Genomic DNA, 13,487 nt, shown 5'->3' with positions numbered 1-13,487 from the left:
TAATGGGTATTTATACTAAAACTGGTGATAAGGGCACGACTTCCCTGTTTGACAACAAAAGAGTCACTAAGGATGATATAAGAGTGGAAAGCTATGGCACCATCGACGAGCTTGGTTCGTTTTTAGGGCTGGCCAAGAACTTCGTAAAAGAGCCTGAGATGAAGGAACAGATCTTCACGATCCAAAACAAGCTTTTTACCGTAGCAACCAACCTGGCAACAGAGAACCAGGCGAAGGTTATGTATAAGATCAAGGAAGAGGACATTAAGTATCTTGAGGAGATAATCGACCTGTATATGGGAAGGCTTAATGATCCCACAGGCTTCATCGTGCCTGGATCCAGCGTCGAATCGGGCTATCTCCACGTTGCAAGGACTGTCTGCAGAAGGGCGGAGAGAAGGATCGTAAGCCTCACCGGCGTAGCTGAGGTGGATCCTCTGGTCGTCAAATACGTTAACAGATTGTCGGATGCGATCTACGCAATGGCAAGGTATTCCGAGGATCAGCAGAGCTCTGTAAAGTACCAGTGAACCTTAACAACTGAATATGGCATGGAATGAGCCGGAATTTTGTAAAACACGCAATTAATCTGTGGAAATATGACGAATTATGGTATACAATTATGGTAATCACCGTTTTTATCGGTAAGGGGTATAATTAATAGTTAATTCTTTATCAAATTGCCCGGCTTGGAGTGATGATCATGATTGATGGAAGAAAAACCATAAATGAGGGTATGGATTACATCGAGTATGGAATCCTGAACTACCACGTCCTTGAGGGCATGGCTGACTGGGTCCGCGTTGTGGACCTGAATGGCAAGGTTATTTTTGCCAACAGCTCAATGAGGAAGGCTCTTGGAGAGGACATAGTAGGAAGAGAATGCTATAAATCATATTGCAAGGATGAAAGATGCGCCTTCTGCATAACCAATAAAAGCATAGCAACGGGAGAGACTGTACAAAAGGAAGAGATAATAAACGGACAGTATTATTCCGTCAAGAGCTCCCCGGTCAGGGACAGCAACGGGAAAATAAATGCAGCGGTTGAGGTCTTCCGGAATGTCACCAGGGAGCGAAAGCTTGAGCTTGAGCTTATCGAGAGAAACAAAAAGATAAGCAAGGACCTTCACTTTGCAAGAAGGATACAGGAAAAAGTCCTGCCAAAAAGAGGAATAATAGACAATGTGACCGTAGACTACATCTACAAGGCATCTGAGATGCTGAGCGGAGACATGTTTGATATCTTCCACATCGATGAAAGGTCGCTTGGGATATACATTTGCGACGTAGCCGGTCATGGGATCGCCGCCTCAATGATGACCATGTTCATCAAAGAAACCATGAGAAGCATCAAGGATGAGATCAGAAGCCCCTCTGAGACTCTGGAGGAGCTCCATAGAAGGTTTACTGCTCTGGACCTGGAGGCGGATAAATACTTTACTATTTTTTACGGTGTATATGACAAAGAGACTCATAAACTGATTTACTCCAACGCAGGTCATAATTGCTACCCGATCAAATTCAACTCAGGCCATGTCGAGCCGTTAAAAATAAAGGGATACCCGATAACGATGCTTTTCGGAGGGGTTACCTATAAGGAGAAGGAGGTTTCCCTGGAAAAGGGTGACAAGGTCCTGCTGTATACAGATGGAATAACTGAAGCAAGGGACCACAACGACGTTCAGTTTGGAATCGAGGGAGTACTTGAAACAGTAAGAAAAAACCCTGACAATATGCTAAAGGAAATAGAGGAAAAATTCATAATCCACAGCTGGGGGGAGCAGAATGATGATTATGCCCTCGTGCTGCTGGAGGTAATGGAATAGGAGACTAACCCGGAATTTGATTCTGGGTTATATTTTTAGACAGGAGGGATACTGTGTTTATTGAATTTGACTACTCAAAGGGCTTCATCAAGGAACATGAAATCGAGATAATAAAACCACAGGTGGACATCGCCCACCAGCTTCTCCATGACAGGAAAGGCCCGGGGAGCGAATTCACAGGCTGGCTTGAATGGACAGAGACGATCGACAGGGAAGAGCTGGAAAGAATCCATACAACAGCTGAAAGGATCAGACAAAATGCAGATATACTTCTTGTTATCGGAATTGGGGGCTCTTATCTCGGAGCCAGAGCGGCAATGGAAGCTCTGTCCCACAGCTTCCACAATCTTCTGGATAAAAGCGCCAGAAAGGCACCGCAGCTGATCTTCGTAGGCAACAACATGTCTCCTAAATACTATTCGGATGTTATGGACCTTCTGGATGGACGGGAAATATACATAAACGTCATATCGAAATCGGGAACTACAACTGAACCTGCGGTAGCCTTCAGACATTTCAGAAGCTACATGGAAAAAAGATATGGACTGGAGGAGTCATCAAGGAGGATTATCGCGACAACTGACAGGGCAAGAGGAGCTCTTAAGACCCTGGCGGATAAAGAAGGCTATGAAACCTTTACTATACCTGATGACATTGGCGGGAGATATTCTGTAATGACTGCTGTAGGCCTGCTTCCTCTGGCAGCGGTAGGGATAGATATCGTCAGGATGCTGGAGGGCGTTCATGCTGCAGCCATAGAATACAGCAATCCCAGTCTGGATGAAAACAGCTGTTACCAATATGCAGCCACCCGACAGATTTTAAGCAGGAAGGGTAAATCCATAGAGATACTGGTAAGCTATGAGCCGTCTCTGCAATACCTTGGAGAATGGTGGAAACAGCTTTATGGTGAGTCTGAAGGCAAGGACGGAAAGGGGATATTTCCTGCAAGCGTAAGCTTCACTGCAGATCTTCACTCTATGGGTCAGCTGATCCAGGATGGAGCCAGAAATATATTTGAAACCACTATTCTTGTGGGGAGTCATGACAGGGACATTGTAATTAAGGGAGACGATGATGATCTGGATGGGCTGAACTACCTTCAGGGAAAGACTATTGGAAACGTGAATAGGAAGGCATACGAGGGAACGGTTCTTGCACACCTGGAAGGAGGCGTCCCCAATCTGGCCATTACTATACCAAAGCTTGATGAATACTCCTTCGGAAAGCTTATATACTTCTTCGAGAAGGCATGCGCCATCTCCGGATATATCCAGGGAGTCAATCCATTCGACCAACCGGGTGTCGAGCAGTACAAAAGAAATATGTTCAGGCTTTTGGGCAAATCCGGATATTGATCAGAAATAACCTGATATTGCCATTTTCTGTGTATTGATATATTATAGTCAATGGGAGGGATGGAAATGACCTACGAGCATTTGAAGATCGATAGAATCGGAAGTATTGCAACTCTTTCAATCAACAGACCTGAGGCACTGAACGCATTGAACTATAAGCTCTTGGTTGAGCTTAAATCAGCGGTTGATTCAATATCTGCTGATGATTCGGTACATGTCCTAATATTGACAGGCGAAGGAAGAGCCTTCGCAGCTGGTGCCGATATAGCAGAAATGAAGGATATGGGTCCGGACCAGGCAAGAGGCCTTGCAAAGCTGGGTCTTGAGGTATTCAGGGCTGTCGAGCTTATGGAAAAGCCTTCCATAGCTGCAGTCAATGGCTTTGCACTAGGCGGTGGCTGCGAGCTTGCCATGTCCTGTGATATAAGGATCGCATCAAGTAAGGCCAAGTTTGGACAACCTGAAGTAAACCTGGGAGTTACTCCTGGATTTGGGGGAACGAACCGCCTTGCAAGACTTGTTGGACCAGCCAAGGCTAAGGAGATGATCTTTACAGGAGATGTAATTGATGCACTTGAAGCGGAAAAGCTGGGTCTTGTAAACATGGTTACTGAACCTGAGTCACTGATGGAAAAATCCATGGAGCTGGCAGAGAAGATAGCTTCAAAGGGTCAGCTGGCAGTCAGATACTCAAAGCAAGCGATCAACAGAAGCTTTGAAACTGACATTGAGACAGGAATGGAGATAGAGAGGAATCTGTTCAGTCTATGCTTTGCAACAGAGGACCAAAAGGAAGGGATGGATGCGTTTCTTAACAAAAGAAAGCCTGAATTTAAAGTAAAATAACGGAGGTGCTATTATGAAGAAGGTAAGCATACTTGGCAGAGGAACTATGGCATTGGGTATAGTTCAGATATTTGCCGAGAGAGATTTTGATGTAAATGTATGGGTCAGATCCATCGACGAGAGCAACCCAAGGGCAAGCGTAGCTCCTATAGCTAAGACGCTTGAAAAGCTGGTCGCCAAGGAGAAAATAACTGCTGAGCAAAAGGATAAAACTCTCGCGAACATTACTATTACAACCAATCTTGACGATGTCGCGGACAGTGATCTGGTCATCGAGGCGATATCAGAGGATATGCAGGTCAAAAAGGAAACCTTTAAGAAGCTTGACGAGCTATGCAAGGAGAGCACCATACTTGCCACCAATACATCATCTCTTTCAATAACCGAGATAGCCAATTCAACCGGAAGACCTGACAAGGTCATAGGCATGCACTTTTTCAATCCGGTACCCTTAATGAAGCTGGTTGAGGTAATAAAAGGACTTGCAACCTCAGAAGAGACAAAGGATGCAATTATTGAATTGTCGAAATCTCTTGGGAAAACTCCGGTAGAGGTAGCAGAGGCTCCGGGATTTGTCGTAAACAGGATACTTATACCAATGATCAACGAAGCTGTCGGGATACTTGCCGATGGAGTAGCCACTGCAGAGGATATAGACGAAGCCATGAAGCTTGGTGCAAACCACCCCATAGGGCCATTGGCTTTAGGTGATCTTGTTGGACTCGACGTATGTCTTGCAATAATGGATGTACTCTACAATGAATATCAGGATCCAAAATACAGGGCTCACCCTCTATTAAGAAAAATGGTAAGGGCGAATCTTCTTGGAAGAAAGACCGGGAAGGGCTTCTTTGCTTATTAATATATGTAAAAAATTTAACCCCCGGATCGGGGGTTAAATTGCTTTTTGGCTGTCAGCGCTAAATCTGTTCAAAAGATTGGTTCCTACCTGATATATGTTTCCGGCTCCCATGGTAATTACAGTATCGTGATTTGAAACTTCCTGCAGGATATACTCCTCGATCTCACTGAAGGATCCCAGGTAAACTGCCTCGTAGCCTCTTCTTCGAATAAGTTCTGCAAGATCTCTTGAATGTATCTCTCCGTTGTCAAGCTCTCTTGCTGCGTATATGTCAGCGATTATTACTCTGTCTGCGTCCGAGAATGCCTCTGAGAAGCTGTCGAGGAGTATCTTAGTCCTCGTAAAGGTATGGGGCTGGAATATGCAAAATACCTTCTCGTCAGTGGAATTCCTTATGGCATTCAGCGATGCTTTGATCTCAGTGGGGTGATGTGCGTAATCATCGATGATCCTTACGTTTCCCATAAAGCCCTTAAGTTCAAGTCTTCTGTGAACCCCGCCATAGGACGATATCTTTTCCAGAACCAGATCCCTGTCTACTCCCATCGAATATGAGGCGGCGATAGCCGCCAAAGCGTTATACACATTATGCTTGCCCATTACGCCAAGCTTAAGACTACTCTCGAAGCTGCCTTCCGCATAGAGATCAAAGGAAGGGTACCCAAGAGGGTCAAAGGATATGTTTTTAGCCATAAAATCAGCGTCTGAGTCAATTCCTATAGTCACGACTTTTCCCCTGCAAGCACCTGCAAGCAATCTGACATGCTCATCGTCATTATTTGCAATAAGCACATCCCTTTCAGTAAGATTATCCACAAATTCCCTGAAGGTATCGGTTATATGGTCTATGCTCTTGAAAAAGTCCAGGTGGTCCTCGTCAATATTTAGAATTATCGCCATGGACGGATGGTATTTAAGAATATTCGCCTTATATTCACATGCTTCAGTAAGCAGGAATTCATTTGTTCCTAGCTTCACGTTCCCGCCTATAGAGTCAAGCTCTCCTCCCAGAAGTATGGTGGGATTCATCTGTGGGTTATTTATTATAGTTGCGATCATGCTGGTTGTAGTAGTCTTTCCGTGAGTACCCGATACAGCGATCGAATTCCTGTAATTTCTCATCAGCGAACCCAAAAAGGATGCTCTGTCTATTACACAAGCTCCTGATTCCCTTGCAGCAATAAGCTCGACATTGTCTGGTGCAATCGCGTCAGTGAATATTATCAGATCTGCATCTCCAATGTTACTTGGAGAATGCCCTATATAGATCTTTGCTCCCAGATCTCTCAGATGGCCGACGATGTGGCTGTCCGAGTTATCTGTTCCTGAAACCTGGTAGCCCTTGCTTAGCAGTATCTCTGCCATTCCACTCATGCTAATGCCGCCTATCCCTATGAAGTGGACCTTATTATAGGCCTTGGCATCAAAATAAAATTCAAACATTTATTTTCCCCCTGAATATACTTCGGTTATAATGGCCTTGGAGGGCAATTTATATGCCTTGCTCCTGCCATTGAATGATTATATCATACCAAAAATAATATTAAAGGACAAATTCACATGGTGAAAACAAAAAAACCAATAAAAAATTTACAATTTTCAAAAAAAAGAAGGATTTTTGAAAAAAATGTAGAATAAATATAGTGAATGCGATTGATGCGTCGGGGAAGGTGGTGAGACAATGAAGATTACTGACGTAAGGGTAAGAAAGGTTACTGAGGAAGGCAAAATGAAGGCGATAGTTTCAGTTACGTTTGACGATGAATTCGTCGTTCACGACATTAAGGTCATCGAGGGACAAAACGGACTATTTATTGCCATGCCAAGCAGGAAGATGGCTGACGGTGAATTTAGAGACATCGCTCACCCAATTAATGCCACCACAAGGCAAAAAATCCAGGAAGCCGTCTTTTCAGAGTATGAGAAGTCGCTGACAGCAGAGTAAAAGGGCCCGATGGGCTCTTTTGCTTTATAGGGGAGTATTTTATTAAAATATTGATGATTTGGGGTAGACTTATAGGTTAAATGGGTTAAAATATTATAGAGGCAATTAAAAAAGAGGTGTATATAGTATGAAAGTAAGCATAGTATTGGCTGCAGGGGAAGGTACCAGGATGAGATCCGACCTTGCCAAGGTGATGCACAGGGTATGCGGCAGACCGATGCTTGAGCACGTGCTGGATGCATCTGCAAAGGCAGGCATGGATAAAAATTTAGTTGTAGTGGGTCACAAAAAGGAAGATATCCTGGAGCAGATATCGGGAGAGAACATAGTGTTCGTGGAGCAGCCGATGCATGATGGAGCACCCTACGGTACTGGATTTGCAGTAATGCAGGCTCTGCCACATATTGATGACGACTGCACTGTCGTCGTTCTTTGCGGGGACACTCCGCTTGTAAAGAATGAGACGCTCAAGGACCTGATGGAGCATCACGAGATGAACGATAACTCCGCAACAGTTCTTACTACCGTCATGGATGACCCGACAGGATACGGCAGGGTCATAAGAAAAACAGATGGATCACTACTGGAGATAGTAGAGCAGCGGGATGCATCTGAAGAGCAAAAAATCATAAGGGAGATCAACTCCGGGATATATTGCTTCAAAGCCTCCACACTGAAGGAAGGTCTGGAGGAAATAAGCAATGACAACAGTCAGGGAGAATACTACCTTACTGATGTCATAGGTATACTTAACGGAAGAGGATATAGGGTCGGTGTCCTGGAGGCAAAGGACCACACCGAGATCATGGGAGTCAATTCGAGAGTACAGCTGGCCGAAGCAGAAAGTATAATGAGAAAGAGGATCAATACCTTGCACATGCTGAACGGGGTAACCATAATCGACCCCGAAAGAACATACATTGAGGAAGGTATAGAGATCGGCAGGGATACTGTTATATATCCAGGAGCGGTGCTGCAGGGCAGAACAGTAATAGGAACAAATTGCCAGCTTCTTGGCGGGACGAGGATCAGGGATAGTAAAATAGGAAGCTGCGTTGATATAGAATCTTCGCTGATAGAAGAGAGCATAGTGGGAGATGGTACTCACATAGGTCCCTACGCGCACCTCAGACCAAAGAGCGTACTTGGTGAACGTGTAAAAATTGGGAACTTTGTAGAGGTCAAAAATGCAAACATAGCGGACGGCTCAAAAGCAAGCCATCTTTCCTATGTTGGAGACGCTGATGTCGGCAAGGATGTAAACATTGGCTGTGGAGTAGTGTTTGTAAACTATAACGGAGTCTCAAAATCAAGGTCCATAGTGGGAGATCATGCCTTTGTTGGCAGCAATTCCAATTTAGTTGCTCCGGTCGAGGTAAAGGAATGGGGATATATAGCTGCAGGGTCCACGATCACTGACGACGTGGGAGAAGGCGAGCTTTCCATAGCAAGAGCAAGGCAGGTCAACAAAGAAGGCTGGGTTGAGAAAAAGGGCTTCAAAAAACATAAATAGGAGGAAGTTAAATGAACCTTTGTCTTGGAGGAGTAAAGGTATTCACAGGCAATGCCAATAGAGATTTAGTCAAAAAGATTTGCTCCGAGCTGGATATCCAGCTTGGGAATTGCGAAGTAACTCATTTCAGCGACGGAGAGATAAACGTCAATATCGGTGAGACCGTAAGAGGCTGCGACGTCTACATAATTCAGCCCACAAATTCACCTGTAAATGACAATCTGATGGAGCTGTTGATCCTTATCGATGCAGTAAAGAGAGCTTCAGCAGGGAGGATAAATGCAGTTATCCCCTACTACGGATATGCCAGACAAGACAGAAAAACCAAGGCAAGGGAGCCGATCACAGCTAAGCTTGTTGCAAACCTAATAACTACAGCGGGAGCAGACAGAGTAGTATCGATGGATCTCCATGCAGGTCAGATCCAGGGGTACTTCGATATTCCGGTGGATCATTTGTCTTCCATTCCATTGCTTGCAAATTACTTCAAAAATATAGTAGATGAGGATACAGTAATAGTATCTCCCGACCTTGGCGGAGTAACAAGAGCAAGAACCTTTGCCAACATTCTGGATCTGCCCATAGCAATAATCGAGAAGAGAAGACCTAAGGCAAATGTCTCGGAGGTAATGAATGTTATAGGTGAAATCGAGGGGAGAAATGTGATCCTTGTAGACGACATTATAGATACCGCAGGAACAATAGTAAAGGCTGCCAGTGTTCTGAAGAGCTTCGGCGCCAAGAAGGTCTACGGCTGTGCAACCCACGGTGTTCTTTCCGGCCCTGCATTGGAAAGGATCCACACCTCTGAGCTTGAGAAGTTCGTAATAACCGATACTATTCCATTGTCTGACGAAGCTAAAATTGATAAGATAGAGGTTGTAAGCGTAGCTCCACTATTTGCAGAGGCAATAAAGAGGATCAATTCCAACGAATCAGTAAGTATAATTTTCGAGTGATCCGGCATTGGGAGATGGTCAAGTGTTTTTGATAGTGGGTCTTGGTAACCCGGGAAAAGAATATGATAAGACCAGGCATAACGTGGGCTACGATGTGGTTGACAGACTGGCGGGAACCAACAGCATCAAGGTTGACAGGATAAAATTCAAAGCCCTCACAGGTGAAGGCACCATCGCCGGCAAGAGGGTCATGCTCATGAAGCCCCTGACCTACATGAACAACAGCGGGATAGCCTTAAGGGAAGCTATGGAGTACTACAAGCTGTCCATAGAGGATCTTATTGTCATCGTGGATGACATAGACATCGAGTTTGGCACGACCCGAATAAGGAAAAAAGGTAGTGCAGGCTCGCACAACGGTATGAAATCTATAATCTATCATCTGAAAAGGGACGACTTCACAAGGATAAAGCTTGGCATTGGGAAGAAACCTCCGGAGTGGGACCTGGCGGATTTCGTTTTAAGCAGGTTTTCCACTGATGAGAGAAAAGAAGTTGATAAAATGGTAATAAAGGCTGCAGAGGCTGTAGAAGCGATATTGAAAGATGGTATCGACGCAGCCATGAACAGCTTCAATATAAAAAATACAGCCCAGGATTAAACCTGGGCTTCCGGCGTTATGGAAGAGGAATGGAAATGAAGGATTTTTTGCTTGATTCATTGCTTCATCTCAAGTCCTACGGAAGTCTTCTAAAGGATATTGAGGAAAAAACTACACCAATTGCAGTCCACGGCCTCATGGAGGAGAACCTTGGACATTTTTCTGCTGCCCTCAATCTGCATCTTGGAAAGCAGCTTTTACTAATAACCTATGACGAGCTTAGAAGCAGACAGCTGTATGAGGATATAAAAAGCATCGCCGGAGAAGCCAGGACTGTACACTTCCCCAGAAAAGAGCTTTTATTTTACGACATAGATGCTCACAGTCACGAAAGGACCCACCAAAGAATTAAAGCCGTCTCAAGATTATTTGAATCCAGGGACACAATTGTCATAGCTTCAATAGAAGCCATTTCCGACAGGATCCTTTCAAGAAAAACTCTCGAGACTCATAGAATAAGCCTCTCCCTTGGAGAGGAGCACCTTCTCGATGTAATAACCGACAAACTCATAGCATCGGGTTATGAGAGAGTAAGCATGGTCGAGGCTCAAGGCCAGTTCAGCCTCAGGGGAGGGATACTTGACGTATTCTCACCAGACATGGAGAATCCTTCCAGGATAGAATTTTTTGACACAATGGTCGACTCCATAAGAAGCTTTGACTTCAGGACCCAAAGATCCCTCGAGGTCCTTGACGGCATCACGATCTATCCCTCAAGGGATATTCTTATTCCCAGGGATGGTTCAGTTATTGCAGAAGCCATTTCGAGGGATCTTTCATCCTACGTGAAGGCATCCACAGAAAAGCAGTCAAGAGATCTTGCTGAAGAGAAATTCGGAAAATACATCGAGCTGCTTAAGCAAGGCATCCACATTCCCAACAGGGATATTCTTCTGCCATACCTTGAAACTGAGACCATATCGGATATTCTCGATCATCTTAGAGAGGACGCAGTCATTCTATTAGATGAGCCCAGGAGAATCAGAGAGTCCAAGCTATCCCTGGAGAACAGCTTCGACAGCTGGGTTTCAGAGCTGTTTCAGGCAGGAGAGGTGCTTAAATCCCATTTTCATTCAAGAATAAGGCTTCAGGACTTCATAGATAATACCAGTAAATTCACCTGCCTTACCAGTGCGGCATTCCTAAAGCAGGACCATGATTTTCCTCCAAAGTCTATACATCAGCTGCAGGGAAGGCAGATGACGGTCTATCACGGAAAACTGGATCTCCTTAAGGAAGATCTCGAGAGGTTCAAATACAGGGGCTATAAAACGATAATACTATCCGGTACGGAAGGCAGAGGCAAACGGCTTAAGGACATGCTTGACAAGCTGGATACAGCCTCAGAGTACCATGAGACAAGGGATACAGAAATAAAAAGCGGCCAGCTTTTCATAACTCCCGGTTCGTTAAAAACTGGCTTCGAGTACGAGGGAGTCAAGCTCGCTGTAATAAGTGACGGAGATATTTTTGGAAGCGGAAGAAAGCGAACCAAAAAGAAAAAAGGAAAACCTCTTTCCAAGGATTCCTCATTAAGCTTTGGGGATCTTAAGGAAGGGGATTTTGTAGTTCATGAAAACTACGGGATCGGTCAGTACCTTGGAGTTCAGCAGCTTGCGGTCCAGGGTATAAAAAAGGATTACCTCCACATACAGTACAAGGGAAATGACAGGCTTTACCTCCCGATTGACCAGATGGGAATGATCCAGAAATATATTGGATCAGACTCCGTAAAGCCAAAGATAAACAAGCTAAGCGGTGGGGACTGGACAAAAACCCGCTCCAGAACGAAAAAGGCAATCGAGGACATGGCACAGGATCTCCTTGAGCTTTATGCAAAGAGAGAAAAGCTCAAGGGTTTCAGCTTCTCAGAGGATTCGACCTGGCAGAGAGAGTTCGAGGACATGTTTCCCTATGAGGAGACTCAGGGTCAGCTTCAGTCAGCTGAGGAGATCAAAAAGGACATGGAGACTCCAAAGCCAATGGACAGACTTCTCTGTGGAGATGTCGGCTACGGGAAGACTGAGGTGGCCTTAAGAGCTGCATTTAAAGCAATAATGGACGGGAAGCAGGTTGCCATATTGGTACCTACCACCATACTCGCCCAACAGCACTATAATACACTTATGGAGAGATTTGGAACATTCCCCGTAAAAATTGCAATGCTCAGCAGATTCAGGTCTGCCAGGGAACAGAAGGAGAACATCAAGCTCTTGAAAAAGGGGATGATAGATGTCGTCGTTGGGACACACAGACTACTCTCCAAGGATGTTGAGTTCAAGGATCTTGGGCTTTTGATAGTGGATGAGGAGCAACGGTTTGGAGTCAAGCACAAGGAAGCGCTGAAGAAACTGAAGGAGTCCGTGGATGTGCTTACTCTTACTGCCACACCCATACCCAGGACACTCCATATGTCCCTTGTAGGGATAAGGGACATGTCTGTAATAGAGGATCCGCCAGAGGAAAGATATCCTATCCAGACCTATGTGACCGAGCACAACAAGTCTCTTATCAGGGAGGCAATAATCAAGGAGATCTCAAGAGGCGGCCAGGTATACTACGTTTACAACAGAGTAGAGAAGATCGACAGGATATCCTCCGAGCTCCAGGACCTGGTACCGGAGGCTGTATTTTCAGTGGGGCATGGACAAATGCCCGAGCGGGAGCTTGAAAATGTCATGATGGATTTCATGAACCAGGAAACTGATGTACTTATATGTACAACAATAATCGAGACCGGTCTGGACATCCCCAATGTAAATACAATAATAATCCACGATGCTGATAAAATGGGACTTTCTCAACTGTATCAGCTAAGGGGAAGAGTCGGCAGGTCCAACAGGATAGCATATGCATACTTCACATATGAAAAGGACAAGGTGCTAAGCGAGGTTGCAGAAAAAAGACTGAGAGCCATAAAGGAGTTCACTGAGTTCGGGTCAGGCTTCAGGATCGCCATGAGAGACCTTGAAATCAGAGGGGCAGGAAACCTTCTTGGTATGGAGCAGCATGGACATATCGAGTCTATTGGTTATGACTTGTATGTAAAGTACCTTGGAGAAGCAGTCAGAAGGCTTAAGGGAGAGGTCGTCGATGAAAGGATCGACACGACGGTTGATATTAAGATTGACGGCTTTATCAGCGACAGGTATATTGAGGATGAAGACCAGAAGATAGAGATCTACAAGAAAATATCCTCAGTGGAGAGCATGGATGACTACAGGGAGCTTATAGATGAGCTGATCGACCGCTTTGGAGATCTTCCAAAGCCTGTTGAAAACCTGATGAACATTTCCTATATAAGGGCCTTGTCGAGCAAGAATGGCATAAAAAATATCCTCCAGCTGAGTGACAGTACCAGACTGGACTTCGCATCCCCCGACTGGCTGAAGCCTGAGCTTATAAACCAGCTCTCAGGGAAATATGGAGGAGAGATTGAGTTTGATCTTTCAACAGAGCCCGGGATAACTATAACGACTAAGACAGATATAATAAACAGGTTGAAGGATTTGGTTGAAGCAATTGACAATTTCAGCAGGCCGTAATATATTCTAAGTTGGTTTTTTCAGAGGGGG

The 13,487-nt window shown here is 44.9% G+C and carries 11 protein-coding genes; 10 read left to right on the top strand and 1 reads right to left on the bottom strand.

Features of this window, described 5'->3' with window-relative positions; all coding sequences use genetic code 11:
- Positions 1 to 2 precede the first annotated feature (2 nt).
- From EC328_RS09395 to EC328_RS09375, 5 genes are all read left to right on the top strand, one after another.
- Entirely contained in the window at positions 3 to 530 is a 528-nt protein-coding gene (locus EC328_RS09395) for a cob(I)yrinic acid a,c-diamide adenosyltransferase (RefSeq protein WP_128426548.1), read from the top strand.
- A 173-nt stretch (positions 531 to 703) separates the two neighbouring features.
- Entirely contained in the window at positions 704 to 1,828 is a 1,125-nt protein-coding gene (locus EC328_RS09390; RefSeq protein WP_240671472.1) for a SpoIIE family protein phosphatase, read from the top strand.
- A 53-nt stretch (positions 1,829 to 1,881) separates the two neighbouring features.
- Complete coding sequence (locus EC328_RS09385; RefSeq protein ID WP_128426546.1) at positions 1,882 to 3,186, top strand: glucose-6-phosphate isomerase; 1,305 nt, start codon at positions 1,882 to 1,884, stop codon at positions 3,184 to 3,186.
- Positions 3,187 to 3,252: 66 nt separating this feature from the next.
- Positions 3,253 to 4,032 (top strand): enoyl-CoA hydratase-related protein, encoded by a 780-nt coding sequence (locus EC328_RS09380; protein ID WP_128426545.1) that lies wholly within the window; start codon positions 3,253 to 3,255, stop codon positions 4,030 to 4,032.
- A gap of 13 nt (positions 4,033 to 4,045) precedes the next feature.
- Positions 4,046 to 4,894 (top strand): 3-hydroxybutyryl-CoA dehydrogenase, encoded by an 849-nt coding sequence (locus EC328_RS09375; protein WP_128426544.1) that lies wholly within the window; start codon positions 4,046 to 4,048, stop codon positions 4,892 to 4,894.
- A 33-nt stretch (positions 4,895 to 4,927) separates the two neighbouring features.
- Here EC328_RS09375 and murC read toward each other — a convergent pair whose 3' ends face one another.
- Positions 4,928 to 6,337: a UDP-N-acetylmuramate--L-alanine ligase gene (gene murC / locus EC328_RS09370; protein WP_128426543.1), complete on the bottom strand. Its 1,410-nt coding sequence runs from the start codon at positions 6,335 to 6,337 to the stop codon at positions 4,928 to 4,930.
- Between the two features lie 238 nt (positions 6,338 to 6,575).
- Here murC and spoVG point away from each other — a divergent pair, with 238 nt between their 5' ends.
- The 5 genes from spoVG (at position 6,576) to mfd (ending at position 13,457) form a co-directional block, all read left to right on the top strand.
- On the top strand, positions 6,576 to 6,839 hold the full coding sequence (gene spoVG / locus EC328_RS09365) for a septation regulator SpoVG (RefSeq protein WP_128426542.1): 264 nt from the start codon (positions 6,576 to 6,578) through the stop codon (positions 6,837 to 6,839).
- A 127-nt stretch (positions 6,840 to 6,966) separates the two neighbouring features.
- A complete protein-coding gene (glmU, locus tag EC328_RS09360) occupies positions 6,967 to 8,352 on the top strand; it encodes a bifunctional UDP-N-acetylglucosamine diphosphorylase/glucosamine-1-phosphate N-acetyltransferase GlmU (RefSeq protein ID WP_128426541.1) in 1,386 nt (461 codons plus the stop codon).
- Between the two features lie 11 nt (positions 8,353 to 8,363).
- Positions 8,364 to 9,311, top strand: coding sequence for a ribose-phosphate diphosphokinase (locus EC328_RS09355; protein WP_128426540.1), 948 nt, complete (start codon positions 8,364 to 8,366; stop codon positions 9,309 to 9,311).
- 22 nt (positions 9,312 to 9,333) lie between these two features.
- A complete protein-coding gene (gene pth / locus EC328_RS09350) occupies positions 9,334 to 9,912 on the top strand; it encodes an aminoacyl-tRNA hydrolase (RefSeq protein WP_128426539.1) in 579 nt (192 codons plus the stop codon).
- 35 nt (positions 9,913 to 9,947) lie between these two features.
- On the top strand, positions 9,948 to 13,457 hold the full coding sequence (mfd, locus tag EC328_RS09345; protein ID WP_240671471.1) for a transcription-repair coupling factor: 3,510 nt from the start codon (positions 9,948 to 9,950) through the stop codon (positions 13,455 to 13,457).
- The last annotated feature ends 30 nt before the right edge of the window (positions 13,458 to 13,487 follow it).

It is taken from the genome of Gudongella oleilytica, from assembly GCF_004101785.1.
In the GTDB taxonomy this organism is placed as follows: Bacteria; Bacillota; Clostridia; order Tissierellales; family Tissierellaceae; genus Gudongella; species Gudongella oleilytica.
The sequence above is the reverse complement of the archived record's forward strand: the minus strand, read 5'-3'. Positions and strand labels throughout refer to the sequence as shown.